Raw genomic sequence first — 23,996 nt, 5'->3', positions numbered from 1 at the left:
GCTGAGGTGTGGTCTGGGAGAGAGCAGGTTACGCTAGCGGTGGTCTGATACAGAGTGAGGTTTCGCCCGCCAGGCACTGGGGAGTTCAGTTTGCCGGAGCGGGCGGACGCGTCAAGGGGCGGACGCCCGCCCCTTAACAATCCCGGCGTCCGGCTGCCTTCGCGCCACGCTGCGCGCGGTGCCTTCGTCACTCACTGCGGCCGACGGACCGTCCGGACTCGCCGTCCCTGGCGAGGCCGTCCTTTCGCCGACGTCCTGTCGGCTCTTCCTGGCCTCCGCTCACTCCTCAGCGCTGCGGACGCCTCTGGCAAACCCCCGCCTGTGATTTCTTACATTTTTCATGCTGTCCGGAGCTGGCTGATGACTGGGTGATTACGCCTGGCGGCGGGCTGGGGCTGGTTACGCATGGCTGCGGTCTGACATGGCAGGTTTCGCATGGCAGTGGGCTGGCATTGAGCAGGTTTCGCCTGGCAGCGGGCTGGCACAGAGTAAGGTTTCGCCCGCCAGGCGCTGGGGAGTTTCAGATTGCCGGAGCGGGCGGACGCGTCAAGGGGCGGCCGCCCGCCCCTTAACAATCCCGGCGTCCGGCTGCCTTCGCGCCACGCTGCGCGCGGTGCCTTCGTCACTCACTGCGGCCGACGGACCGTCCGGACTCGCCGTCCCTGGCGAGGCCGTCCTTTCGCCGACGTCCTGTCGGCTCTTCCTGGCCTCCGCTCACTCCTCAGCGCTTCGGACGCCTCTGGCAAACCCCCGCCTGCAAACCCGCTATTTTGTTTTATGGCCTGATATTGTCTGCCTGCTGATGGTTTGAGCCTGATAGTCAGGCGCGCTTCGCACGGCTGCATCCTGCGCAGCATCTGCATGACAGCGGATTCTCAGATTGCTGTCTGTCCTGATGTCGTCTGATTATTGACGGCCCTGAAAAAAAACAGCAGCACCGACAGTCATTGTGCTCAGACATACAGCGACGAAGAACTCACCAGGAAACACAGAAATAACAGCGAGGGGTTGGGAGGCCGTCTGAAGCGCTGAGCGGATGAGGGATTTCAGGACGAGCGACAGGGATGTCGCGAAGAGGCGGGGCCGCGCCAGGGATGGCGCGTCCCGGCCGGTCCGTAAGAAATCCGGAAGAAGCGAAGGGACCGCGAAGCGGCGGTGAAGCAGGCCGGAGCCCGGGGTCAAGGGGGCGCGGCGACTGGCGCCCCCTTGTCGGTCGCCGGCAGCGGCGAAGCTGAAACTGCCGCAGCCATCCGGCGAACGAAACCTTCTCATAGCCCGTTCGCGCAGCGAACCCCACCAGCCATCCGGCGAACGAAACCTTCTCCCAGCCCGTTCGCGCAGCGAACCCCCACCAGCCAGCTGGCGAACCAACCCCTACCGGAAAGGCGGCTCATTAAACGTCCGCAACTTACGCGAATGCAGCTTATCGCCTTCGGCACGCAGCAACTCCACCGCATGAATCCCAATCTGCAAATGCTCCGAAATCGCGCCTTCATAAAAACGATTCGCCTGGCCTGGCAGCTTGATCTCGCCGTGCAGCGGCTTATCTGACACGCAGAGCAGGGTGCCGTAAGGAACGCGGAAGCGATAACCCTGAGCTGCAATGGTGGCGCTCTCCATATCGACCGCTACCGCGCGGCTCAGGTTGAAACGCAGCGCCGAGGCTGAATAACGCAGCTCCCAGTTACGGTCGTCGGTGGTGACCACGGTGCCGGTACGCAGCCGCTGCTTCACCTCTTCCCCTGGCATACCGCTCACCGTCTTGGTGGCGTCATACAAGGCGCGCTGCACCTCCGCAATGCTCGGGACCGGGATGTCCGGCGGCAGCACGCTGTCGAGCACATGATCGTCACGCAGATAGGCGTGCGCTAGCACATAATCGCCAATCCGCTGGCTCTCACGCAAGCCACCACAGTGCCCAATCATCAGCCAGGCGTGTGGACGCATCACCGCCAGATGATCGCAGATGGTTTTGGCATTTGACGGGCCGACGCCGATATTGATCAGCGTAATGCCGCGCCGGTTCGGCGAGGTGAGATGCCAGGCGGGCATCTGGTGCTTTTTCCAGGCGAGATCAGAGAGCATCGTCTCGCTGTTAGCCGTTTCAGCGGTCAGCACCACGTCGCCGGCGCAGGCCAGGCTGTCATACGGCGTATTGGGATCGCGCACCTGCTCAATCGCCCAGCGAACAAACTCATCGACGTAACGGGTGTAGTTAGTGAACAGCACAAACGGCTGGAAATGATCGACCGAGGTGCCGGTGTAGTGACGCAGACGGGCCAGCGAGAAGTCAGTACGCAGCGCGTCGAAGTGCGACAGCGGAAACTTTGCATCGGCATGGAACAGGCCATCGGCGGTCTCATCGCCAATCTGCGACAGTTCGGTGGTCGGGAAGTGACGGGCAATGCCGGCGCTCATGGTGCGATCCAGCGACAGATCGGAACCGTCAATCACGTAAGGATAAGGGATCTCCTGGCTGGAAGGACCGACATCGATCTCCAGCTGATACTCCTTCTCCAGCATCGCCAACTGTTCAGCAATATAGTGACGCAGCAGCGCAGGACGGGTGATGGTGGTGCTGTAGCTGCCGGTGTGGGTAAAGCGTCCCCAGGCGCGGGTACGGTTCTGCTGAGGACCTTCGCCGTGCCAGCTGATGCGCAACTCGGGGTAAACAAATAGCCCTTCTGCGCGTTGGGTTGCATCCGGCAGCGTGCCGTTTTCGGTGAAGGCTTTGATTGCCGCGCGCAGCGCATCAACCGCGCCCTCATACAGGCGCTCAAGTTCATCCAGCGCTTGCTGGCTGGTCAGGTTTTTCCGTTGTGTCGGCATGGTTTCTCCTTCCATTTGTTACCGTAATTTGCCCAAGCTTAGCGGGTTTGTTGCAGAGATTGGTGAAGAATCTGTGATCGACCGCATTTTGCACCAACCTGGTGCTGGTGTGTTGGCTGCGTCGCTCTATTGTTAGTGAGCGGTGACTCGCTGATCTGGTGGCCGGTCACCTTCGCCCGCCGTGCAGATGATTTTCTTATCCGCAGAAATTATGGCGAGATTATTGCTTAGATCCTCTGTGGTACCGCAGGCCGTACCCGGAAAACCGCTCTCCACGCTCTGTTCAGAAACTGATTTCTCCTGATTGGCATTGGCTCTTAACCCTGTTGAGGATGACCGCATGTCTGTGAAAGTGATCAAGTTCCCTATCAAACTGATGATGACTGGCTGTTTAATGACCGCCTTATCGGCGCACGCCGATATTAAAATTGGCGTCGCCGGACCTTTCTCGGGTCCGAACGCCACCTATGGTGCGCAGTACTGGAAAGGTGCTTCGCAGGCCGCGGCGGATATCAACGCGGCGGGCGGCATTAACGGCGAGAAGATCGTGCTGGTTCAGGGCGATGATGCCTGTGAGCCCAAGCAGGCGGTGTCGGTCGCGAACCGGCTGGTGGATCAGGACAAGGTGAATGCCGTGGTTGGCCACTTCTGTTCTTCCTCCACCATGCCCGCTTCAGAGGTGTATGACGAAGCGGGCGTGCTGGCAATTACGCCAGGCTCCACCAATCCGCAGATCACCGAGCGCGGCATGAAGACGATGTTCCGGATGTGTGGCCGTGACGATCAGCAGGGTGCTATTGCCGCGAATTACATCATCGACAAACTCAAGGCGAAGAAAGTCGTGGTGATCCACGATAAAGATACCTACGGCCAGGGGCTGGCGGATGCCACCAAAGCGGCACTGGAAAAACGCGGCGTGAAGGAAGCGATGTATGAAGGCTTGTCGCGCGGCGAGAAAGATTTTAACGCGCTGGTGACCAAGATCGGCCAGCTCAAACCGGATGTGGTCTACTTCGGCGGCTGTCATCCCGAAGCGGGACCGCTGGTGCGTCAGATGCGTGAGCAGGGCGTGAAAGCGGACTTCTTCTCCGGCGACTGTATCGTGACGGAAGAGATGGTGACCGCCGCCGGCGGACCGCAATACACCAAAGGGGTCTATATGACCTTTGGCAACGATCCACGCCAGATAGCCGATGGCAAAGCGGTGATTGAAAAGTTCCGCGCCGGGGGCTTCGAACCTGAAGGCTATACCCTTTACGCCTATGCCTCGATTCAGGCCATTGCCGCGGCCTACAAAGGGGCCGGTAAGGACAATGAAAAAGCCAGCGAATGGCTGAAGGCCAACAGCGTGGATACCGTGATGGGCAAAAAATCCTGGGATAGCAAAGGGGATTTAAAAGTCTCTGATTACGTGGTTTATCAATGGGATGATAAAGGGAAATATCATCAGCTCTGAGTAAACCGCCAGGCTGTAATCCCCGCGATTGCAGCCTGAAACCGTCGGACGACAGCCGGGGGATGCAAGCGCATCACTCAGGCACGACTTTTCCGGAGCCGGTATCACTGGCTCCCGCAGTGAGACTTCTGCTATGGATGCCTTCTTTTTACAGCAAATGGTGAATGGCCTGACGCTGGGCGCCGTTTACGGCCTGATCGCGATTGGCTACACCATGGTTTACGGCATAATCGGCATGATCAACTTCGCCCACGGCGAAGTCTATATGCTGTCTGCCTATCTGTGCGCCATTGGTCTGGCGCTGCTCTCCGCGTTTGGTATTCACTCTTTTCCGCTGCTGATTTTCGGTACGCTGCTGTTCACCATCGTCATTACCGCCGTCTATGGCTGGACCATCGAACGCATCGCCTATCGTCCGCTGCGCAACTCCACGCGGCTGGCACCCTTGATCTCCGCCATCGGCATGTCACTGATCCTGCAAAACTATGTGCAGCTTAGCCAGGGACCTAACCAGCAAGGCGTCCCCACCTTGTTAACCGGCGTGTTGCGGCTGGAGCTGGAAAGCGGCGTGGTGCAGATCACCTGGACCAAAGTCTTTATCTTAATCGCGGCCGCCTGCGGCATGGCGCTGCTGACCTGGATCATCCAGTATACCCGGCTGGGGCGCATTTGCCGGGCGGTACAGCAGGATCGACGGATGGCGGCGATCCTCGGGATTAATACCGATCGGGTGATTTCACTGGTGTTTATGATTGGCGCGTCGATGGCCGGTCTGGCTGGCGTGCTGGTGACGATGAATTACGGCACCTTCGATTTTTACGCCGGGTTCATTATCGGCATCAAAGCCTTCACCGCCGCGGTGCTGGGCGGGATAGGTTCGCTGCCGGGCGCGATGCTCGGCGGCCTGCTGCTGGGCGTGGCAGAGGCGCAGTTCGCCGGGCTGGTGAACTCCGATTATAAAGATGTCTTCTCCTTTGCGCTGCTGGTGGTGATCTTAATCTTCCGCCCGCAGGGGTTGCTGGGCCGCCCGCTGGTGGCAAAAGTATGAGGGCGCTGCAATGAATCAAACCCGTCAGGGAGTGAATGTGGCTGAGGCGCTGCGGGAAACGGTGCTGGCCGGGTTAATTGCACTGATCGTCTTTGGCCCGATCGTTGGCATTGTGCTGGAAGGCTATCAGTTCCGGTTACAACCGCTGCGGGTGGCGGTGCTGGTGGGCATCGTGATGGCGGGTCGTCTGCTGTTCAGCCTGTTTCTGCAAACCCGCCGTGGTCAGGCGCTGCTGCGCACCTTTGACGGCGAGGGCGGCGGCGTTTACGTACGTGAACCGGGTTACCGTTCCCGGCTGCGCTGGATACTCCCGCTGCTGTTGATCGCCGCCTGCCTGTTCCCGCTGTTTTCAACCAAATACCTGCTGACAGTGGCGATTCTGGGGCTGATCTATGTGCTGCTTGGCCTCGGTCTGAACATTGTGGTGGGGCTGGCCGGATTACTGGACCTCGGTTACGTGGCATTTTATGCCATCGGCGCGTATGGCCTGGCGTTGGGCTACCAGTATCTTGGGCTGGGATTCTGGAGCATGTTGCCGATTGCTGCGCTGATGGCGGCCTGCGCCGGGGCGCTGCTGGGGTTTCCGGTGCTGCGAATGCACGGTGACTATCTGGCGATTGTGACGCTTGGCTTCGGGGAAATTATCCGGCTGGTGCTGAATAACTGGCTGTCGTTTACCGGCGGGCCGAATGGCGTCTCGGTGCCATCTCCGACCTTTCTTGGGCTGGAGTTTGGCCGCCGTGCGCGCGAAGGTGGCGTGCCGTTCCACGAGTTTTTCCACCTCAGCTACAACCCCAACATGAAGTTTATCTTTATCTACACCGTGCTGGTGCTGGTCGTGCTGCTGGTGCTGTTTATCAAGCATCGCCTGACGCGTATGCCGGTTGGCCGGGCCTGGGAAGCGTTACGGGAAGATGAGATCGCCTGCCGGGCGATGGGGCTGAATCATGTGCTGGTTAAGCTGTCGGCTTTTATGCTCGGGGCCTCAACCGCCGGGATTGCTGGCGTCTTCTTTGCCAGCTATCAGGGATTCGTCAATCCCACCTCATTCACCTTCTTTGAGTCCGCGCTGATCCTGGCGATTGTGGTGCTGGGCGGCATGGGATCAACGCTGGGCGTGGTGCTGGCGGCGTTTGTGCTGACCGTGGCACCGGAACTGCTGCGCAGTTTTGCCGAATATCGCGTGCTGCTGTTTGGCATGTTGATGGTGCTGATGATGATCTGGCGACCGCGCGGGCTGGTGCGCACCAGCCGTGTCGGCGTCCCGCTGCGCCAGGGAGCCCGCCATGAGTGATGCGATTTTGCAGGTTGAAAAACTGATGATGCGCTTTGGCGGTATCCGGGCGCTCAACGAGGTCAGCCTCCGGGTTGAACGCGGGTCAGTCACGGCGTTAATCGGGCCGAACGGGGCGGGTAAAACCACCGTCTTCAACTGTCTGACCGGCTTTTATCGCGCCAGCGGCGGGCGGATACAGCTCAACGCCAACCAGCGCTCTACCGATGTGATTCAGGTGCTGGGCGAAAAAATCCATGCCAGCGACTGGTTGCATCCGGCGCAACTCGGCTCCCGTCTCTGGTACAAGATGTTTGGCGGCGCGCATCTGGTTAATCGCGCCGGGCTGGCGCGTACCTTTCAGAATATCCGGCTGTTTCGTGAGATGTCAGTGATTGAGAACCTGCTGGTGGCGCAGCACATGCTGGTGAACCGCAACCTGCTGGCAGGGGTATTCAATACCCGAAGCTACCGGGCGGCGGAAAACCGCGCGCTCGACCGGGCGTTCTACTGGCTGGAAACGGTGGACCTCGCCACCACCGCCAACCGGCTGGCGGGTACGCTGTCGTATGGTCAGCAGCGACGGCTGGAAATTGCGCGCGCCATGTGTACCCAGCCGGAGCTGATCTGTCTGGATGAGCCCGCCGCCGGACTGAACCCGGTGGAAACGGAGGCGCTCAGCGCTATTCTGCATCGCCTGCGGGCCGATCACCGCATCAGCGTGCTGCTGATTGAACATGATATGCCGATGGTGATGAGTATCTCCGATCGCATCGTGGTGCTGGATCACGGCGAGGTTATCGCCGAAGGCACGCCGCAGCAGATTCGCCAGGATGCGCGGGTCATCGCTGCCTATCTTGGCAGTGACGAAGAGGAGTAAATGATGGCGGAACCACTGTTGCAGTTTGAGGCCGTCGATCTCTTTTATGGTCCGCTACAGGCGCTGAAAAATGTTTCGCTGACGGTTAACGCCGGTGAAACGGTCGCGCTGATTGGTGCCAACGGTGCCGGGAAATCGAGCCTGCTGATGTCCATCTTTGGTCAGCCGCGTATCGCCAGCGGCGAGATTCTGTTTCGCGGCCAGCCCATCAGTCAGAAGTCGACCCATTTTATTGCCGCCAACGGCATCGCTCAGGCACCGGAGGGCCGCCGGATCTTTGCGGACATGACCGTGGAAGAGAATCTGCAGATGGGCACCATCGCCATCGGCAATCGTTATCAGAAAGAGGATCTGGCGCGGATGTACAGCCTGTTTCCTCGTCTGCTGGAGCGTCGGCGTCAGCGTGCCATGACCTTGTCCGGCGGGGAACAGCAGATGCTGGCGATTGCGCGTGCGCTGATGAGCCGGCCCGCGCTGCTGCTGCTTGATGAACCGAGCCTCGGTCTGGCACCTCTGGTTGTTAAGCAAATCTTCACTATTCTGCGCGAACTGACGGCGCAGGGAATGACGCTTTTTCTGGTGGAGCAGAACGCGCGCCACGCGCTGAAGCTGGCCAATCGGGGTTATGTGATGGTCAATGGTGAAATTCGTTTAAGCGGCAGTGGCGCAGAACTGCTGAACAATGAAGAAGTTCGCAGCGCTTATCTGGGCGGCGCAGCAGTGCCTGCCGTCGTTGGGCTAAAAAGTTTGTAACGATGATTAATTTGGGCAGGAAAGACTTTGCATATTTCTCTGCCCACTATCATCATTAGATCTCCTGTCCAGTCTCTTCTGATTTGGTAATCCTTTGCAAAATCCTGGCGTAGCAGTGATGCAGGCGATCAAGCGCACGGCGTGGTATCCAAAACGTCGCGCTTACCGCACGCTCTACTGGCGTGAAATATCGCCATTAGCCGTGCCTATCTTTTTTGAGAACGCCTGTGTGTTATTGATGGGCGTGTTGAGCACCTTCCTGGTCAGCTGGCTGGGTAAAGAGGCGATGGCGGGCGTGGGCCTGGCAGACAGCTTCAATATGGTGATCATCTCATTCTTTGCCGCCATCGACCTCGGTACCACGGTGGTGGTGGCGTTCAGCCTGGCGAAACGCAACGGCAAGCGCGCCCGCGCCGCCACGCGTCAGTCGCTGGGGATGATGACGATACTGGCCTTTGTGCTGGTGATCGCGATCGAGTTCTGGGGCCATCTGATCATTGATGCGATAGCCGGTGCCGCCGATCCCAAAGTGAAAGCGCTGGCGCTGAGCTATCTGCAAACCTCGGCCTGGAGCTATCCGGCGGCGGCCATCACCCTGATTGGCAGCGGCGCACTGCGCGGCGCAGGCAATACCAAAATTCCGATGCTGATTAACGGCGGGATGAACATACTCAATATCATCATCAGTAGCGTACTGATTTATGGCTGCTTCTCGTGGGACGGTTTAGGGTTTATCGGTGCCGGGCTCGGGCTGACCATCACCCGCTATATCGGCGCAATTGCGGTGATCTACGTACTGATGATTGGGTTCAACGCCTCGCTGAAGATTACTCTGTCGAGCTATTTCCGGCGCTGGAACAGCAGCATTCTGATGGAGGTGCTGGGTATCGGCGTGCCGGCCAGCATCGAGTCGGTGCTGTTCAACGGCGGCAAATTACTCACCCAGGTGTTCGTCGCCGGGATGGGTACCAGCGAGATCGCCGGTAACTTCATCGCCTTCTCCATCGCCTCGCTGATTAACCTGCCGGGCAATGCGCTGGGATCGGCGTCAACCATCATTACCGGGACCCGCTTAGGACGAAATCAGGTGTTTCAGGCGGAGCGTCAGGTGCGGCATGTCTTCTGGCTGGCGACGCTTTGTCTGACCGCGATGGCGCTGCTGACGGTGCCGCTGGCCGGTTTGCTGGCGCGGTTTTACACCAGCGACCCGGAAGTGATTAACGTCACGAAGCAGCTGATCTGGCTTAACGCGCTGTTTATGCCGCTGTGGGCCGCCTCCTGGGTGCTGCCCGCCGGTCTGAAAGGTGCGCGCGATGCGCGTTACACCATGTACGTCTCGATGTTCAGCATGTGGGGCGCGCGCGTGGTCGCCGGTTATCTGCTCGGTATTGAGCTGGGCATGGGCGTCATCGGCGTCTGGCTGGGGATGTTCCTCGACTGGACGGTGCGCGGCGTCTTTTTCTGGTGGCGACTTAACAGCGGCAAATGGCTGAATAACTACCGCCGGATGATCGCCAAATCAGGCTAGCGCCGCGCAAAACGCCTTCCCTTTAGCCGGGGAAGGCGTTACGGCGTGCTGCACTACCGTCAAAAACCCCATCCCCGTCACATCTCCAGGCTTCCGGCTCAATCTTCAGTCAGTTGCACAAAGCCAGCCGGCATTTCTGCCGTTAGCGTTAAACGCCTGCCAACTGAAGCAGCTAATAATAAGAGTGAAGGTGACCCTATGATCCGTCTCAAACCGGCGCTGGCCTTGCTGCCGCTGCTGTGCAGTAGCCCGCTGTGGGCGACAAGCTATGTTTATGTCTCGAACGCCGACTCCGGAACCGTTTCCCGCTATCAACTCAACGACACCACCGGCAGTTTGCAGTGGCGCGGCGACACGCCAGCCGGTAAAAAGATAATGCCGCTGGCGGCCAGTCCGGATGGCAAGCGGCTGTATGGCGCGCTGCGCAGTCCGCCTTATTCCATCATCAGCTGGCGGGTGACGGGACAGCATGGCGACCTGCAGCGGCTGGCGGTAACGCCGGTTGAAGCCAGTTTTCCGTGGATCACCACCGACAGAAGCGGGCGCTATCTGCTCGCCGCCTCGTATGACAGTGATATCGTCACCAGCAACCGCATCGACGCACAGGGCGTGGTGACGCCGCAGGTGACCGGTCGGGTCAAAACCGGGCCGCACGCCCACTCGGTGATCACCGACGTCAGCAATCATTCGCTTTATGTCGGTAACCTCGGTGCCGATCGGGTGCTGGAATACTCCTTCGCCGACAACGGTGTGATCACTCCGCTGGGCAAGGGTTTTGTCCAGGGCGAGAAGAACAGCGGTGCGCGCCATTCGGTGATCTCGCCGGATAATCGCTTTCTCTATAACCTGGCGGAGATGAGCGGCACCGTAACCCAGTTCAGGCGCGCGGCCGATGGATCGCTGACGGAGCTGAAACGCTGGCCGAATGCGGTGGCCGGAAAATATGGTCTGCAGCACGGTGAGCAGCGTCCGGCAGGTTACAGCGATCCAACGCCACGTATCTGGGCGGCGGACATCAAAATTACCCCGAATGGCCGCTTTCTCTACGTGACCGAAAGGACCTCCAGCACGGTGAGCGGCTACCGGGTCGATCCCGCCTCGGGCGAGCTGACGCTGATAGGCAGCTGGCGGGTCGAGAAGCAGCCGCGCAGCATTGCGATTGATGCCAGCGGGAAATGGCTGATTGCCAGCGGCGAGAAGAGTGCGGTGATTGGCAGTTACGCGATTGATCCGGTCAGTGGCGAACTGAAACGGGTCGCTGAAGCGCCGGTCGGCAAGGGCGCTAACTGGGTGACGCTGATCGCCGGATAAGACCATGCGGTTCGCTTTGCTGCCCGCAGAGGTCGTGCAGGGCGGATCGCATAGTTAATTTCTGGCATAGCAGTGCAGAAATTTTTGGTTCAGTTTACGCGCCTGAACGGGTTTACTCGTCTTATCAACCGATACGGAGCGCGTACGATGAAACAGAAACTGAAAGCCTGGTTTGAACAACTGCTGAGTGGATCTGCGGCGACTGAGGCAGAACGCGATATCAACATTGAACTGCTGTTTCCCCTCAGCCAGCTTTACGGCATGGAGTATTATCCGGCACTGCATCGCTACCATGAAAAATAATCCCTGTTGTGCGTTAACGGATTAAAGGCCCGCCATTTTGCGCGGGCCTTTTTACGTTTGGGCCAGGATGGGGTGTGGACATCATTTCTCCGATGAATACAGGATAGAGAGCTCTGATAGGCATGTCAGGAAACTTCGTTTAATATCTGCGAGTTGTGTTCCAGTTCTGCCTGTTGTCGTCCAGCGTTAATCGACCTATTCTTTTTCAGCGCCTGCAAAATCAGGCGACGGAATTGGAACTCCGGTTAAGCATGCTGGCGACAATGTATTATTGTCGTACGTCTCGCTTCACCTCTATGGTGGGCTGGGCGAGGGCACCTCAGGGTGCGGTTTAAAAGCATACTGGAGACATCCCCATGACCACGAACCTCGATCAATGCCACTTCTCATCTGAAGGCGCGCCATCTAAAACACAACGTCGCTATACCATCGGCTATCTGCCTAAACGCGGTGATTGCACTACACCTGCAATACATCTGAGCGGAAAATGGCTGCGTGAGGCAGGATTTGATACCGGAAGCATTATTACGGTGAAAATTGAGCAGGGGTGTCTTGTGCTGGTTCCGCAAAATGATTAAATATAATTTCCTGATACAGGGGAGTGACTCAGATAATTTTAATCACTTTCATTTAATCGCGTGATGACGATTGTTTTTAGAGTTTATCTGGCAGGGGATATAAGTGAGGCTGTAAAGTCTGTTTGTGCTATTTTCTACAGGAATATCTCAATAGTTTCCATCAACGTTTAAAAGAGCTTGCCAGCAATCGTCCTAATTTATCCTGACTAATCTAAAAGATAAAAGCCCAATACTTAAATAGCAGGCTTTTATCTTTTTATTGATGACGGCTTAGTGCATTAACTGACTGACCAGGGCGCTGAGATCGGCATTCTTTTCCAGTGAACCCGCAGAGGAGGCTTTATCAACCAGTTGAGGTAAATATTTCACCAGCAGGTTAAGCGCATCCTGAGTATTAATACCCATCCGTTCGGCTAATTGCTGAATGGCCTCTGAATGAATCATTTTTTCCACAATATCGCTGCTGACAGCAATATTCTGTTCATCACCCAGCCAGGAGTTTACCACCGCATTAAAATCGCCGTTCTGGATATGGCTGACGATGGCGTGCAGGCCACCTTGCTGCTCAACCCACTCCAGCACACCTTTGACTTCCTGACTGGTTTGACTATTCAGGCCACACATTCCCAGCACTTTTTCCAGTAAACTCATTTTATTACCTTTAAATTTAAACGATTCAGGACTGCTTACAGGCCCTGATTTTATGCATCACAAAGAGCACGACAATCGAGCCCGCTGTCGCGATGGCAATACTGTAGAGATTGAAACCACTGACCTTACCAAAGCCCAGCGCTGTACTGATTACCCCGCCAATCAGAGCACCGACGACGCCAAGAATGATGGTCATGAAAATGCCCATATGTTCTTTGCCGGGCATAATGCATCTGGCAATAATACCCGCAATCAGACCAAATATAACCCATGACAATATGCCCATCTATTCTCTTCCTTTCTCAGTTTTATAATCGCAGCGTTTAGCGTTGGTTTAATTGTTAGCGTAAAAGCAAGCGTATCGTACGCTGCGTTAAAGGTCCCTGGCAATCAGGCTAAGTAAACATTCCACAAACGTAAGAGGGTCAACCATGAGCATTTTGGATAGCATAAAAAATATTGGTGGCGAGTTGTTACATGCTGTAGATAATAATGTTGAAAATAAAAAAACACCGGAATCGCCGGAATCGTCGGATCAGCGTACTTATACTGTGAAGTCAGGCGATACGTTAAGCGCGATCGCTAAGCAGTATTACAATGACGCATCAAAATATATGAAGATCTTCGAGGCCAACAAAGAATTGTTAAGCAGCCCGGACAAGATCGTGGTGGGTCAGGTGTTACACATTCCTGAGTAATCTGGTGAAGCTATTCGCAGCGGGCTGGAAAATCAGTTTCCGGTCCGCTTTGCTGTGGGCGCGTGACCTCTGTTTCCAGTGGGCATAAATCGCCGGGCGGGCTCCATCAAATCGAAAATCTGCCACAGTGAGCGCAGGGAACGGGCATCTGAGGGTAAAGAGAGTGACGTGCTGGCGGGAATTAAAGCAATGCTGAAGGTATAGATGACTGAGAATGGAGATGAGAATGCGTCTGAAAGCGCTCCTCTGAAAAGCAAAAAGCCTGCTCGAAAGCAGGCTTCTTTAAATCTGGCTCCTCTGACTGGACTCGAACCAGTGACATACGGATTAACAGTCCGCCGTTCTACCGACTGAACTACAGAGGAATCGTTGGAACGAGGCGAATATTAACGGCGTCGCCCTAAGGTGTCAACAGCAAAAAATACATTATCATTCAACTGGCTAGCTTTAGCGCAAAGCGATCGCGATTTAAGCAGTTTGCGCCGACAGCGTCGCGATCCGCGTGAGCGGGTCCTGCTGGTAAAACTGGCGAAGATGCTGATACATCGCCGGAAAGCGCTCGGCCAGCAGGTCCGGCGCGGTGAAGAAGTACTCCGACAGCACGGCAAAACATTCGGCCGGATCGCTGGCGGCATAAGGATCAATGCTTGCCGCCTGTTCGCCCACCAGCTCGACTTCGCTTTCGATCGCCGCCATCGCTGCCCGCAGATCTTTCTCCCAGCTGGCGACGTCACGCAACGGCATCACCGGAATCCCGCTGGTGTAGCCGCCGCCGCGGGCATCGAGCTTATGCGCCACTTCGTGAATCACCAGGTTGTAGCCGGAGAGATCAAACGAGTCCTGAATATCGAGCCAGTTCAGCACCACCGGCCCCTGAGTCCAGCTCTGACCCGCATGCACTGCGGCGGCGCTGTGTACCAGTCCATCTTCGTCCTGCCAGTGATCGTCAACCTCAAACGGCTCCGGATAGATCAGCACATCGTGAAAACCATCCAGCCACTCCAGACCCAGTTTCAGCACCGGCAGAGAGAACAGCAGGGCGATGCGGACGCTGCGCAACTCATCAAGCTGAACGTTATCGAGCGGCACCAGCTTTTTCTGTTGCAGGAAGCGCTGTGCCAGCTGCACCAGCGCCTGCTGCTCCTCCTCACTGAGCAGGGTGAAAATCGGCTGTGCCAGACCTGCCTGCCACGGCAGCGCGGCCAGCGTCGAGTCGTTATGCGATTTCCAGGGCCATTTAAACATCATCACTCCCGCACAGAACCGGACTATCTCGCTATCCTGGCGCGCCAGATACAAAAATGCCAGCATCCAAAACAGCATGCTGGCACCATTAATCTGGCTGCAGGGCTTAAGGCTGTCTATTCAACCCGTTAGCGCAGCCGTTGTCTGTGATTCAGCCCGCAAAGCGCAGGGCTGACAGCTTATTTACGCTCGATGCGCTGAAACTCTATCACCCAGACCCACGGGTTCACTTCCCAGCTGGTCGCGCCATACTGTTTTTCCCAGGCTTTGCGGTAGGCTTCTTTCGGCGATTCTGAGTTAACGTTCATAGTGAAGAAGTTATTGAGGAAGTGCGAATCGGTCTGAACGCCTTCCGCCATAATGTCATCTTCACTGATGTCCTGAATCTTCTCTGCCCGCACTCCGGTAATTTCCAGGTTGATACGGCTGGCCCAGCGGGGCATGTGGATGGCGGTCTGCCAGCCAAACTGTTCCGCTTCCGGGCTGCTCATCACATGCTGACCCAGTTCGTTACTGTCCGCCCGATACTGGCAATAGGCTGGCTGACGAAAGGGCGTTGGATCGCGCTCATATTCTGCCAGATCGTTCTCGGGCACCATTGGACCACGCCAGGTTTCACGCACCCACAGCACATCGCCGGGTTTGCCATACGGACAGTGATAACTGATATCAGTCATCGACATCATTTTGTAGCCATGCAGATGGTTAGCACTCACATCGAAAGCATGCACACCTTCGTGATGATCCTGTCCCGGTCCGAAAGCCTGAGTTTTCATAATGCGCCGGGTTTGCGTTTGCTGGCCAACCAACAGGGCACGAACACGCTGTTCGGAAAAAAGAATCGGCCGTTCTTTCATGGATTACCTCTTTTTATTAGTAGAACCCGGTTACTGCTGTAAACATCCCCTTGCTCACCTCAGGGGATTATCATAAAGGGTATAAATCATTTTGCTTAATAATTTGTCGGTGGGTCTGAAGGCGAAAATGGCCGCTTTTCGTGTTAAAAACCAGCAAAATGCAAAAACCGCACCAAAGCTTATCACGCTGGTCAGATAAAGCGCTGAACAGCCCGGTTACAGTACGTTATAACGGTAAAAATAGGAACCTTTTCAGAATTGTTCACCTGTCATTATTGACAGTTTTACAGTTATTTCGGGAATCTGGTCGCCTGAAATCGGCCCGTTGGAAAATTTTTCTGCTGGAGCAAACATTACACACATTAAACTAATGCGCTTAGCCGCCATCCGCTGAGGAAAGACCGAAAAGTGCTTAAATTGCGGTTATTTTGTATCAGAGGTGCTATAAAAATGATCCAGATCTCATTTTCCTGCCGGAAATCCCTGGCAGCGCCGCTCTTTTCCTCAGCACGGTAAGAAAAGTGTCATTAGCCATTCGCTATGATGTCTTGCTGTTGCGCAGCGTTCGCGACCAAAGTTTGCGCATCGATCACTACAGGGAGATAAATAATGTCACTCACACTCTGGCAATCTCGCTATGAAAGCTGGTTTCAGGCCAACTGGGTCCATGATGATGGCGCACACGATATTGCGCATTTACGCCGCGTCTGGATGAGCGCACAGCGCATCATGACCGGCACTGCCGCCAATCCGCTGGTGGTATTAACCGCCTGCTATTTTCACGATGTGGTTAACCTGCCGAAAAACCATCCTGAACGCCATCTGGCTTCGACTTATGCCGCCACCGAAACGCAGCGCATATTGCAGCAGGACTTCCTCGATTTTCCTGAGGATTTGACCGAAGCAGTAATGCACGCGGTAAAAACCCACAGCTTCAGCGCCGGCATTCCGCCGCAGACGCTGGAAGCAAAAATCGTCCAGGATGCTGACCGGCTGGAGTCACTGGGTGCCATTGGGCTGGCGCGGGTGTTCTATACCGCCGGGGCGCTGAATCGTCCGCTGTTCGACAGCGTCGATCCGCTGGGCAAAGATCGTGAACTGAATGATGTGAAATGGACGCTGGATCACTTCCAGAAGAAGTTGCTGCGTCTGCCGGAAACCATGCACACCGATACCGGACGGATGCTGGCTGAACACAATGCGGACTTCCTGGTGCGCTATATGGCCAAGCTCTATGCGGAGTTACAGGGCAATCTGACCGGGATGGACGAGGGCGTGCTGCGGGACTTTACGCCGCTTCGGGCCGAATATTAAATTTTTGTGACAGTATGTTAATCGAAACGGTCATCCGGTAGCGTGGAAGCAATAACAAAAAGGAGCAGCACGATGACCGAAACCGTTAATTTGACGATTAAAATTGATCCCGCACTGAAAGAAAATATTAAACAGCTGGCGCTGGAGAACCAGATTTCGATGAGCCAGGAAATTGTGCAGCGTTTGCAGGCCAGTCTGGAAACGCATCCGCATCCGGCCATTGATAATCAGGATCTGACCGAGGCGTCACCCGAAGCGTCATCAGAGGGGCTGACCAGTGCGGAAGTGAAGCAAATTCGCCTGCTGCTGAAGAAGCAGGGCAAGAAGAAGAAGTAAAACTAAACCCGTCGCCTGACGGGTTTTTTGTTTTATTGCGTCAGATCACCGTGACGGAACTGCTGCACCGTCTGTGCCAGCCGGCTGGCCTGCTGGTGCAGCGCATCTGCCGCGCTGCGCTGCTGCGCACTCAATCCTTCATTGGTCTGTAATTGTTCATTCAGCGCCAGCACCTCGGCGGCAATATGTGATACCCGCGCGCTTTGCGCGCTGGCGTTGTGTTGCAGCTCATTTAGCCGGGTGACGACCGCGCTGACCGCCTCGCCAATCTGCCCGAACAGCGCTTCCAGCGACTTCACTTTGCTGAATCCGCTATCCACATGTTGTCGGGTATGCTGGATCAACTGGTCAATCTGGCGGGTCGAATCACCGCTTTTATTCGACAGCAGTCCAATTTCCTTCGCCACCACGGAGAAGCTGCGGCCATAGACACCCGCATGGGCCGATTCTATAGCGGCGTTCAGCGCCAGCAGCCGCGTTTGCAGCGACAGGCTATCCAGCAAATCGACAATTCCGGCAATATCGCCCGACGCCTGCACGATCTGCCGCATCTGACTTTCCATCTGATCGACCTGACCGGCGCACTGCTGCATCAGACGATCGGCGGATTGCGCCTGATCGGTAGCCTGCAGTGAAAAACGGGTGCTGTTTTCCACCTCTTCCGAAACCCGATGCAGACGCTGTGACAGATGACTGAAGCTGGCATTTTGTGCCTGGTGCTGCTCACGGGCCTGCTGATTATAGTGCTGCATCTCGCCAGCCGCCGAGGTCACGCTGGCCGCCACCCGATCAATTTCATGAATGATGTGGTGCAGACCCAGGCGCATCTCATCCATAGCGTGAAACAGCTGCTGCGTCTCACGCGACTGCCGCCGGGCTGGCGCGTCAGAGACTCTCAAATCGCCGGTGGCGATAGCCTGGAGCTGACGGCTGGCCTGCTGCAGCGGCGTAATGACGCCCCGCACCAGCAAGGCTCCGCCCGCGATCAGCAGCCCGAACAGTAGCCCGGTCACCAGCAGTGAGGCATTACGGGTTTCAGTTAAGGTTGAGAGTGAACGGTGATTGACGGCCGCCAGCTGGCGGTTCGCCTCGCTGATCGCCTGAAACCAGGCATCGTTAAACTGCTGTTGATAGGCCTGCATCGGCACCATAAAAAAGGCGTCGATCTGGCTGGCGGCCAGGCCTTTTAGCTGCTCGTCCAGCCCCTGCGTTAACAGGGTGAAACTCTGTTGCAGCGCACTCTGCGGGGCCGCCTGATAGCGGCTGAACAGCTGTTCGGCCTCGCGCAGCGAAGCGTTCGCGCTCTCCGCCAGGCTTTTCCAGCTGTCGACCGAGCCGCTCAGCTGATCCTGCATCAGATAGATGCCGGCGCGGTGGCTGTTATCGCTGGCGGTGAGCAGTTCGATACGGGCGCGATCCAGCAGCGCCAGTCGCTCACGCAGGGCCTGCGAGTGCGTCAGGTTGACCTGCGCCTGGCTGACCTGGGCCGTCAGCAGCAGGATGCCGGCCGATTGCAACAGGCAGAACAGCGTCACAAACAGGATGAATTGGCCGCGCAGGCTGGTAAGCCAGCCAGGCAGACGAGGGGAAAACCGGCGTTTAGCGCCGCTGAGCGGCAGCAGAGTAAGCAGTGACATCACGCAACCCGAAAAAAGAAAAACGGCAGTATCAAGGGCTTGCGTGACATCTTTGTGACAATCCCGCCGGATCGCGGGAGAACAGCAGAATCGGTTTTCTTAACCTAAACCGCGCAGCTTAATCCGCGCGTAACTGACGAATATGGGGCAGCAGCAGCTGAGCGACCGCGGCAAAAACCGGTACCACCACCGAGTTACCGAACTGCTTATAGGCTTGCGTATCCGATACCGGAATGCGGAACGGCTCACTGCCCGGCACGTCGAAGCCCATCAGGCGGGCGCACTCGCGCGGGGAGAGACGGCGCGGACGGCGTGCCATATTGGCCGCATTGTGAAACTCCGCTTCGCCCAGCGCGCTGTCCCAGCCGCGATCGATCAGGATTTCCGATCCATCCTTGTAGTAACGCGCCGAAAGGGTTCGCACGCAGCACGCCGGATTACGCGGATCGTTCAGCCCGAATCCAAAGCCGTTGCCTTTGGCCTTGTGTTTTTTGGCGTACTGGTAGAGATAGCGCCACAGCACCGGTGACAGAATATATTTTTCATCCGGCTGCTGCTCCAGCAGGCTTTGCAGGCTCGGCACCACCGGCGGGAAAAACTTTTTGATATCGCGCAGAGTAAAATCCTGACAGCCTTTAATGTCACGGCGAATGCCGACCAGCACAATGCGTTCGCGATGCTGCGGCAGAAAATGACGGGCATCGATCACTTTCGCATCCGGGCTGCTGGCGGCGGCATCGGCCACTTCATAGCCCAGCTCATCCAGCGTCTCCATAATGATGGCGAAGGTCCGGCCCTTATCGTGGCTCTTGAGGTTCTTCACATTTTCCAGCACGAAGAACGGCGGCTTTTTCGCCGCCAGAATGCGGGCCACATCGAAAAATAAGGTGCCCTGAACCTGACATTCAAAGCCGTGGGCGCGGCCTAAGGCATTTTTCTTACTGACGCCCGCCAGCGAAAACGGCTGACAGGGAAAGCCCGCCAGCAGAACCTGATGGTCGGGGATCGCCGCATCAATGGCGCGATAGATATCCGCGTCATCGCTCAAGCCTTCCGGCTGCGTCACCTGGCGAATATCGGTGTTAAAGTGATGCTCCAGCGGATCGCTGTAGTGATTGGCCTTGTAGGTGCGGACCGCTTCCTTGTTCCACTCGCTGGTAAAGACGCATTTGCCGCCGATGGCGTCAAAGCCTTTACGAATGCCGCCAATGCCCGCGAACAGATCGATAAAGCGAAACTCAGGCGCATCATAATGGGCTGGCCGGTTGGGCAGCAGCGCCTGCAACAGTGCCAGCTCTGCATCACACAGCGGCGGCAGCGCGCTTTTGCCCTGGCGTACCCGGTTGAGCAGGGCAGGCGTCCAGCTGAGAAAACCGGCCTGTTGCAAACGGGTGGTGATATCCCGGACCGAATAGATGGAGAGCACTTGCTGTAACAGTTGAGACGCCTCAGAAGAGGAAAGGGCAGCGGAGTGTGGTTCAGCGATGGCGGCGGGGTGCATGCGTTTTTCCTTAACAGTGAGGCGCCTATGCTATCACTCCTGGCGCAGCGAGGAAATTGGCGGCGTGTGCCGCTATGCAGATTGCGCGGCAGCCAGATTTTTACCGCAGCAATCTGATAGCGCCGCTTCGCGGCTTTCGCTTTTCGTGGCGCAGGCTAAAGTTGAAGGACCAGCAAAAAAGGAGAGTTTATGGCTGACGTTCACTCCAGCGAAATACGCAGCAAAAATATGCGTGCCATTCGCGCACAGGATACTGCTATTGAGCAGCGTGTGGCGCTGTTGCTGAAGGATCGCGGATTCAGCTATCGGGTACAGGATAAGAATCTGCCGGGACGGCCCGACTTCGTGCTGCTGGAGCAGCAGGCGATCATTTTTGTTCATGGCTGCTTCTGGCATCGGCATCACTGCTATCTTTTTAAGCTGCCTGCCACCCGTACCGAATTCTGGACCGGCAAGATCAACAGTAATGTCGAACGCGATCGGCGGTATGTCCGTCAGCTACAGGAGAGCGGCTGGAAGGTGCTGATCATCTGGGAATGCGCGCTGCGTGGGAAATTCCGGCTGGCGGATGACGATCTGCTGGAGCGGTTGGAAGAGTGGCTGCTGGCAATGGCGCAGAGCGCCGAGATTGACCACCAGGGCATTCATCATTATCACGCAGAGTGAACCTTGCTAATCAGCAACATAATTGGTTAGATCTGCGCTTTCTCCGTGGCCAGGAGCCTGACATGAGCAGCATTAAACTGACGGTAAAACGCCTTTACCAGCTTCGCGACGAGCGGATGGTGAATACCAAAGCGACCGCGCGCGTCTATCAGGGCGACAGGCTGATCGCCACGGAAGAGATTACCGGCATGACCGAAAGCCCGGTCAGTAAGTATTTGCACGCTGAAGGGACGGCAGGCGAAGCGGTACGGGTGGAGTGGGATTGTGAGGGCATCGCCGAGATGACAGTCACGGAGATCGAGCGCTGCCCATGTTGTCAACATAACGAACCAGACTAAGGATACGATTTTGGCGGGAACCAGCTTACTGACTTTACTTGATGATATTGCAACACTTCTGGACGATATTTCCGTCATGGGAAAATTGGCGGCGAAAAAGACCGCTGGTGTACTGGGTGACGATCTGTCGCTGAATGCCCAGCAGGTGACCGGCGTGAAAGCCAACCGGGAGCTGCCGGTGGTGTGGGGCGTCGCCAAAGGGTCATTTCTGAATAAACTGATCCTGGTGCCGCTGGCGCTGATTATCTCCGCCTTCGCCCCGTGGCTGATTACGCCGCTGCTGATGATCGGGGGGGCCTATCTCTGCTACGAAGGGGTAGAGAAGGTGATGCACAGCCTGCAAAACGACAAGCAGCATAAATCGCCGGAAGCGCGCCAGCAGCGTCTCGATGCGCTGGCAAACCAGGATGCCGCCGAGTTTGAAAAGAAGAAAATCAAAGGCGCGGTGCGCACCGATTTTATTCTGTCGGCGGAGATTGTGGCGATCACGCTGGGCATCGTGTCGGAGTCGCCGCTGCTGAACCAGGTGATTATTCTGGCGGGTATTGCGATTCTGGTCACCGTGGGTGTTTATGGCATCGTGGCGGCGATTGTCAAAATTGACGATCTGGGCTTCTGGCTGCGGGAGAAATCGTCGCGCATCGCCCAGGGCATCGGCAGCGTCCTGCTGGCGGCAGCGCCGTGGCTGATGAAGATTCTGTCGGTGGTGGGCACCATTGCCATGTTCCTGGTGGGCGGCGGCATTGTGGTACACGGCATCGCGCCACTGCATCATCTGATTGAGGAAGCCAGCAGCGGATTCAGCGGCTGGATCGCCACGCTGCTGAGCAACGGCGCCAATCTGGTGCTCGGATTTATCATTGGGTCGATCGTGCTGTTAGTGGTGAACCTTATTGCCAAACTGCGCGGGAAATCGGTATAAAGCGCACTGTTATTACGGTCAGGAGAATGATGATGAACGACGACATGTTTGAATTTGATATCGACGCGCAACTTGAGCAGGCGGAAGCGAAAGCAGAGAAAAAGGCCAGCGAAGTGCCGGATGATCTGAGCGACGAAGCGGATTGCGAAGGCTGCAAAATCTGACTTCAGCCTGAACGTCTCTTCAAAGCGGATAATATTTATTATCCGCTTTTTTTATTTTCAACATATCCAACTGCTTAATTCTGAATTTGCCGCTTATTTGTGTGCCTTAACAGGCAGGAACCCTTTTCGGCTGCTATAAAGAAAATAATCACACAAGGTCAATGAGGAGGGCGCAACATGGTTTTTGCAATCAGTGAAGAAGTTCAGCACAAAGAAGATGGTCAGACGATGGTGGTCACCGGCTATGCCAGTGGCATGGTGGAGTGTCGCTGGTACGATGGTTATGCGGTGCGTCGCGAAGCGTTTCGCAGCGATGAGCTGAGCGCGCGCTCTTCCCCGCAGCAGCTGGCCAGCTAAATGGCCTGGCAGCAGGCCTGCAGGTACCGATACCTGACAGGCCCGGCTTTGCCATCCTCTTTCGCCTGACTCAACGCTATCCGGCACGCTCCCTGTGCCGCTGCTCGCCTCAGACGTTGCCGTCGTTGTCCTCTTCCACCGCCTGATAAATACGCTGAAGAATGTCCGGAAACGCTGACTGCACGCGGCTCCAGCTCGGGATAAACGGCTTATCATTAGGACGTTCAATAAACGCCTGTCCCGCTTCGAGAATCGACTGAGTAAACATTTCCACCGCCGCCTCTTCAACGTGCTGGTCGAACTTCAGGCCATTCATCGCGGCTTCATGGTTGTAGATCTCCATCATATCCAGCGCATTGCGATAGTAGGTGGCTTTGAGCACCCGGAACGAATCGCTGGTCAGCGGCACGCCCATCGTCGCCAGCTTGCGCATCAGTGACTGCACAATGTCGCTGCTCATGCGCTTCAGCCCGCCGGTACCATCATCTTCCGCCAGCGGCTGATGTTTATGGTCATAGTTATCCGCGATCTCCACCTGACAGGATTGACGGGTGGTGTAGTTGCGATAGATCTCCGACAGCACACCAATCTCCAGACCCCAGTCGCCGGGAATTTTTATCCCGTTCAGTACATGGGTACGCATCGCGAACTCACCCGAGAGCGGATAGCGGAAGCTGGAGAGATAATCGAGATATTCTGAATGACCATAGACCTTCTGCAGCGAACGCAGCAGCGGACCGACCAGCAGACGACCGACGCGGCCATTCAGCTTGCCATCCGCAACGCGGGCGTAAAAGCCTTTACAAAATTCGTACTGGAACGCCGGGTTCGCCAGCGGATAGAGCAGCCGCGCCAGCATACCGCGCTCATAGGTGACGATATCGCAGTCATGCAGTGCGACGCAGCTGGTGCGGTCAGAGGCGAGCGTATAGCCGGTACAGAACCAGACGTTGCGCCCTTTGCCCGGATGAGTGGGCGATAAACCCTCTTTATCCAGTTCGGCGTCGATTGCCTTCAGGCGTGGGCCATCATTCCACAAAATGCGATGCCGCTGTGGCAGGCGCGAGAAGAACTCGCGGGCAAACAGAAACTGATCGCGGTCAGCGCGATCCAGCCCAATCACAATCTCATCGAGATAAGGCACTTTAGCCAGTTCATCGACAATTTTTGTCAGCGCCGGCCCTTCTAATTCTGAAAACAGCGACGGCAGGATCAGTCCCATTTTCCGTTTGCGGGCAAATCGCACCATCTCTTTTTCCAGCGATTCCACGCTGCGGTGGGTGAGATTATGAAAATTGGTGATTACGCCATTCTGATAGAAGTCACTCATCGCACCATCCTTTTAATGCCC

Annotated in this window: 24 protein-coding genes, 1 tRNA gene and 1 pseudogene; 17 read left to right on the top strand and 9 right to left on the bottom strand. The window is 56.4% G+C overall.

What is annotated here, in order from left to right; genetic code table 11:
* Positions 1-1,374: 1,374 nt before the first annotated feature.
* Positions 1,375-2,829 carry an AMP nucleosidase gene (locus WFK59_RS07815; protein WP_233987788.1) on the bottom strand — a complete coding sequence of 485 codons (1,455 nt, stop codon included), beginning with the start codon at positions 2,827-2,829 and terminating at the stop codon, positions 1,375-1,377.
* Positions 2,830-3,205: 376 nt separating this feature from the next.
* On the opposite strand from WFK59_RS07815, the gene WFK59_RS07810 reads away from it, so the two are divergent.
* From WFK59_RS07810 to WFK59_RS07770, 9 genes are all read left to right on the top strand, one after another.
* Positions 3,206-4,285, top strand: a complete 1,080-nt coding sequence (locus WFK59_RS07810; protein WP_409520464.1) for a branched-chain amino acid ABC transporter substrate-binding protein — start codon at positions 3,206-3,208, stop codon at positions 4,283-4,285.
* Positions 4,286-4,418: 133 nt separating this feature from the next.
* Entirely contained in the window at positions 4,419-5,333 is a 915-nt protein-coding gene (locus WFK59_RS07805) for an ABC transporter permease subunit (RefSeq protein ID WP_233987790.1), read from the top strand.
* A gap of 10 nt (positions 5,334-5,343) precedes the next feature.
* A complete protein-coding gene (gene livM, locus WFK59_RS07800; RefSeq protein ID WP_233987791.1) occupies positions 5,344-6,627 on the top strand; it encodes a high-affinity branched-chain amino acid ABC transporter permease LivM in 1,284 nt (427 codons plus the stop codon).
* Positions 6,620-7,486: an ABC transporter ATP-binding protein gene (locus WFK59_RS07795; RefSeq protein ID WP_233987792.1), complete on the top strand. Its 867-nt coding sequence runs from the start codon at positions 6,620-6,622 to the stop codon at positions 7,484-7,486. Before livM ends, WFK59_RS07795 begins: the two co-directional genes overlap by 8 nt.
* A 3-nt stretch (positions 7,487-7,489) precedes the next feature.
* Positions 7,490-8,239: an ABC transporter ATP-binding protein gene (locus WFK59_RS07790; RefSeq protein ID WP_233988157.1), complete on the top strand. Its 750-nt coding sequence runs from the start codon at positions 7,490-7,492 to the stop codon at positions 8,237-8,239.
* A gap of 118 nt (positions 8,240-8,357) precedes the next feature.
* A complete protein-coding gene (locus WFK59_RS07785; protein ID WP_233987793.1) occupies positions 8,358-9,767 on the top strand; it encodes an EmmdR/YeeO family multidrug/toxin efflux MATE transporter in 1,410 nt (469 codons plus the stop codon).
* Positions 9,768-9,965: 198 nt separating this feature from the next.
* Positions 9,966-11,078, top strand: a complete 1,113-nt coding sequence (locus tag WFK59_RS07780; protein WP_336755512.1) for a lactonase family protein — start codon at positions 9,966-9,968, stop codon at positions 11,076-11,078.
* A 147-nt stretch (positions 11,079-11,225) separates the two neighbouring features.
* Positions 11,226-11,381: a hypothetical protein gene (locus WFK59_RS07775; protein ID WP_233987795.1), complete on the top strand. Its 156-nt coding sequence runs from the start codon at positions 11,226-11,228 to the stop codon at positions 11,379-11,381.
* A gap of 356 nt (positions 11,382-11,737) precedes the next feature.
* Entirely contained in the window at positions 11,738-11,959 is a 222-nt protein-coding gene (locus WFK59_RS07770) for a SymE family type I addiction module toxin (protein ID WP_233987796.1), read from the top strand.
* Positions 11,960-12,229: 270 nt separating this feature from the next.
* On the opposite strand, the gene WFK59_RS07765 is transcribed toward WFK59_RS07770, so the two are convergent.
* On the bottom strand, positions 12,230-12,610 hold the full coding sequence (locus WFK59_RS07765) for a YidB family protein (RefSeq protein ID WP_233987797.1): 381 nt from the start codon (positions 12,608-12,610) through the stop codon (positions 12,230-12,232).
* A gap of 25 nt (positions 12,611-12,635) precedes the next feature.
* Positions 12,636-12,896 (bottom strand): GlsB/YeaQ/YmgE family stress response membrane protein, encoded by a 261-nt coding sequence (locus WFK59_RS07760; RefSeq protein WP_233987798.1) that lies wholly within the window; start codon positions 12,894-12,896, stop codon positions 12,636-12,638.
* A gap of 256 nt (positions 12,897-13,152) precedes the next feature.
* Between WFK59_RS07760 and WFK59_RS22080 the strand changes: the two are divergent.
* Positions 13,153-13,308, top strand: a pseudogene (locus WFK59_RS22080) (LysM peptidoglycan-binding domain-containing protein); the annotation flags it as partial.
* A 289-nt stretch (positions 13,309-13,597) separates the two neighbouring features.
* On the opposite strand, the gene WFK59_RS07750 reads toward WFK59_RS22080, so the two are convergent.
* From WFK59_RS07750 to WFK59_RS07740, 3 genes are all read right to left on the bottom strand, one after another.
* Positions 13,598-13,673, bottom strand: a tRNA-Asn gene (locus WFK59_RS07750).
* Positions 13,674-13,776: 103 nt separating this feature from the next.
* Positions 13,777-14,553, bottom strand: a complete 777-nt coding sequence (mtfA, locus tag WFK59_RS07745) for a DgsA anti-repressor MtfA (protein WP_233988158.1) — start codon at positions 14,551-14,553, stop codon at positions 13,777-13,779.
* A gap of 179 nt (positions 14,554-14,732) precedes the next feature.
* Complete coding sequence (locus WFK59_RS07740) at positions 14,733-15,410, bottom strand: hypothetical protein (RefSeq protein WP_094121706.1); 678 nt, start codon at positions 15,408-15,410, stop codon at positions 14,733-14,735.
* Between the two features lie 609 nt (positions 15,411-16,019).
* Here WFK59_RS07740 and WFK59_RS07735 point away from each other — a divergent pair.
* Positions 16,020-16,724, top strand: a complete 705-nt coding sequence (locus WFK59_RS07735) for a phosphohydrolase (RefSeq protein WP_336755510.1) — start codon at positions 16,020-16,022, stop codon at positions 16,722-16,724.
* Between the two features lie 72 nt (positions 16,725-16,796).
* The gene (locus tag WFK59_RS07730) at positions 16,797-17,060 is read left to right on the top strand and encodes a hypothetical protein (protein WP_233987801.1); all 264 of its coding nucleotides are present in this window, start codon (positions 16,797-16,799) and stop codon (positions 17,058-17,060) included.
* A 32-nt stretch (positions 17,061-17,092) separates the two neighbouring features.
* On the opposite strand, the gene WFK59_RS07725 is transcribed toward WFK59_RS07730, so the two are convergent.
* Together WFK59_RS07725 and dcm are read right to left on the bottom strand one after the other, a co-directional pair.
* The gene (locus WFK59_RS07725) at positions 17,093-18,697 is read right to left on the bottom strand and encodes a methyl-accepting chemotaxis protein (protein ID WP_336755509.1); all 1,605 of its coding nucleotides are present in this window, start codon (positions 18,695-18,697) and stop codon (positions 17,093-17,095) included.
* Between the two features lie 118 nt (positions 18,698-18,815).
* Positions 18,816-20,198 carry a DNA (cytosine-5-)-methyltransferase gene (gene dcm / locus WFK59_RS07720; protein WP_336755508.1) on the bottom strand — a complete coding sequence of 461 codons (1,383 nt, stop codon included), beginning with the start codon at positions 20,196-20,198 and terminating at the stop codon, positions 18,816-18,818.
* Between the two features lie 189 nt (positions 20,199-20,387).
* Here dcm and WFK59_RS07715 point away from each other — a divergent pair, with 189 nt between their 5' ends.
* The 5 genes from WFK59_RS07715 to WFK59_RS07695 all read left to right on the top strand — a co-directional run bounded on the left by WFK59_RS07715 (position 20,388) and on the right by WFK59_RS07695 (position 22,645).
* Positions 20,388-20,864, top strand: coding sequence for a very short patch repair endonuclease (locus tag WFK59_RS07715; RefSeq protein ID WP_233987804.1), 477 nt, complete (start codon positions 20,388-20,390; stop codon positions 20,862-20,864).
* 62 nt (positions 20,865-20,926) lie between these two features.
* The gene (locus WFK59_RS07710; RefSeq protein WP_233987805.1) at positions 20,927-21,202 is read left to right on the top strand and encodes a hypothetical protein; all 276 of its coding nucleotides are present in this window, start codon (positions 20,927-20,929) and stop codon (positions 21,200-21,202) included.
* Positions 21,203-21,212: 10 nt separating this feature from the next.
* Entirely contained in the window at positions 21,213-22,124 is a 912-nt protein-coding gene (locus tag WFK59_RS07705; RefSeq protein ID WP_336755507.1) for a DUF808 domain-containing protein, read from the top strand.
* 32 nt (positions 22,125-22,156) lie between these two features.
* Entirely contained in the window at positions 22,157-22,288 is a 132-nt protein-coding gene (locus WFK59_RS07700) for a hypothetical protein (protein WP_255352405.1), read from the top strand.
* Between the two features lie 177 nt (positions 22,289-22,465).
* Positions 22,466-22,645, top strand: coding sequence for a YodC family protein (locus WFK59_RS07695; protein ID WP_233987807.1), 180 nt, complete (start codon positions 22,466-22,468; stop codon positions 22,643-22,645).
* Between the two features lie 109 nt (positions 22,646-22,754).
* Here WFK59_RS07695 and WFK59_RS07690 read toward each other — a convergent pair whose 3' ends face one another.
* Positions 22,755-23,975, bottom strand: coding sequence for a glycosyl transferase (locus WFK59_RS07690; RefSeq protein WP_233987808.1), 1,221 nt, complete (start codon positions 23,973-23,975; stop codon positions 22,755-22,757).
* Positions 23,976-23,996: the final 21 nt, after the last annotated feature.

It is taken from the genome of Pantoea sp. USHLN298, assembly GCF_037149395.1.
Taxonomy (GTDB): Bacteria; Pseudomonadota; Gammaproteobacteria; order Enterobacterales; family Enterobacteriaceae; genus Pantoea; species Pantoea astica.
Note: the sequence above shows the minus strand (reverse complement) of the source record. Positions and strands in the feature narration are given on the sequence as shown.

Bases quoted from the DNA above. Each gene is read 5' to 3' on its own strand.
- WFK59_RS07815 (WP_233987788.1), bottom strand. From the start codon at position 2,829: ATGCCGACACAACGGAAAAACCTGACCAGCCAGCAAGCGCTGGATGAA.
- WFK59_RS07810 (WP_409520464.1), top strand. From the start codon at position 3,206: ATGATGACTGGCTGTTTAATGACCGCCTTATCGGCGCACGCCGATATT.
- WFK59_RS07805 (WP_233987790.1), top strand. From the start codon at position 4,419: ATGGATGCCTTCTTTTTACAGCAAATGGTGAATGGCCTGACGCTGGGC.
- livM (WP_233987791.1), top strand. From the start codon at position 5,344: ATGAATCAAACCCGTCAGGGAGTGAATGTGGCTGAGGCGCTGCGGGAA.
- WFK59_RS07795 (WP_233987792.1), top strand. From the start codon at position 6,620: ATGAGTGATGCGATTTTGCAGGTTGAAAAACTGATGATGCGCTTTGGC.
- WFK59_RS07790 (WP_233988157.1), top strand. From the start codon at position 7,490: ATGGCGGAACCACTGTTGCAGTTTGAGGCCGTCGATCTCTTTTATGGT.
- WFK59_RS07785 (WP_233987793.1), top strand. From the start codon at position 8,358: ATGCAGGCGATCAAGCGCACGGCGTGGTATCCAAAACGTCGCGCTTAC.
- WFK59_RS07780 (WP_336755512.1), top strand. From the start codon at position 9,966: ATGATCCGTCTCAAACCGGCGCTGGCCTTGCTGCCGCTGCTGTGCAGT.
- WFK59_RS07775 (WP_233987795.1), top strand. From the start codon at position 11,226: ATGAAACAGAAACTGAAAGCCTGGTTTGAACAACTGCTGAGTGGATCT.
- WFK59_RS07770 (WP_233987796.1), top strand. From the start codon at position 11,738: ATGACCACGAACCTCGATCAATGCCACTTCTCATCTGAAGGCGCGCCA.
- WFK59_RS07765 (WP_233987797.1), bottom strand. From the start codon at position 12,610: ATGAGTTTACTGGAAAAAGTGCTGGGAATGTGTGGCCTGAATAGTCAA.
- WFK59_RS07760 (WP_233987798.1), bottom strand. From the start codon at position 12,896: ATGGGCATATTGTCATGGGTTATATTTGGTCTGATTGCGGGTATTATT.
- mtfA (WP_233988158.1), bottom strand. From the start codon at position 14,553: ATGTTTAAATGGCCCTGGAAATCGCATAACGACTCGACGCTGGCCGCG.
- WFK59_RS07740 (WP_094121706.1), bottom strand. From the start codon at position 15,410: ATGAAAGAACGGCCGATTCTTTTTTCCGAACAGCGTGTTCGTGCCCTG.
- WFK59_RS07735 (WP_336755510.1), top strand. From the start codon at position 16,020: ATGTCACTCACACTCTGGCAATCTCGCTATGAAAGCTGGTTTCAGGCC.
- WFK59_RS07730 (WP_233987801.1), top strand. From the start codon at position 16,797: ATGACCGAAACCGTTAATTTGACGATTAAAATTGATCCCGCACTGAAA.
- WFK59_RS07725 (WP_336755509.1), bottom strand. From the start codon at position 18,697: ATGTCACTGCTTACTCTGCTGCCGCTCAGCGGCGCTAAACGCCGGTTT.
- dcm (WP_336755508.1), bottom strand. From the start codon at position 20,198: ATGCACCCCGCCGCCATCGCTGAACCACACTCCGCTGCCCTTTCCTCT.
- WFK59_RS07715 (WP_233987804.1), top strand. From the start codon at position 20,388: ATGGCTGACGTTCACTCCAGCGAAATACGCAGCAAAAATATGCGTGCC.
- WFK59_RS07710 (WP_233987805.1), top strand. From the start codon at position 20,927: ATGAGCAGCATTAAACTGACGGTAAAACGCCTTTACCAGCTTCGCGAC.
- WFK59_RS07700 (WP_255352405.1), top strand. From the start codon at position 22,157: ATGAACGACGACATGTTTGAATTTGATATCGACGCGCAACTTGAGCAG.
- WFK59_RS07695 (WP_233987807.1), top strand. From the start codon at position 22,466: ATGGTTTTTGCAATCAGTGAAGAAGTTCAGCACAAAGAAGATGGTCAG.
- WFK59_RS07690 (WP_233987808.1), bottom strand. From the start codon at position 23,975: ATGAGTGACTTCTATCAGAATGGCGTAATCACCAATTTTCATAATCTC.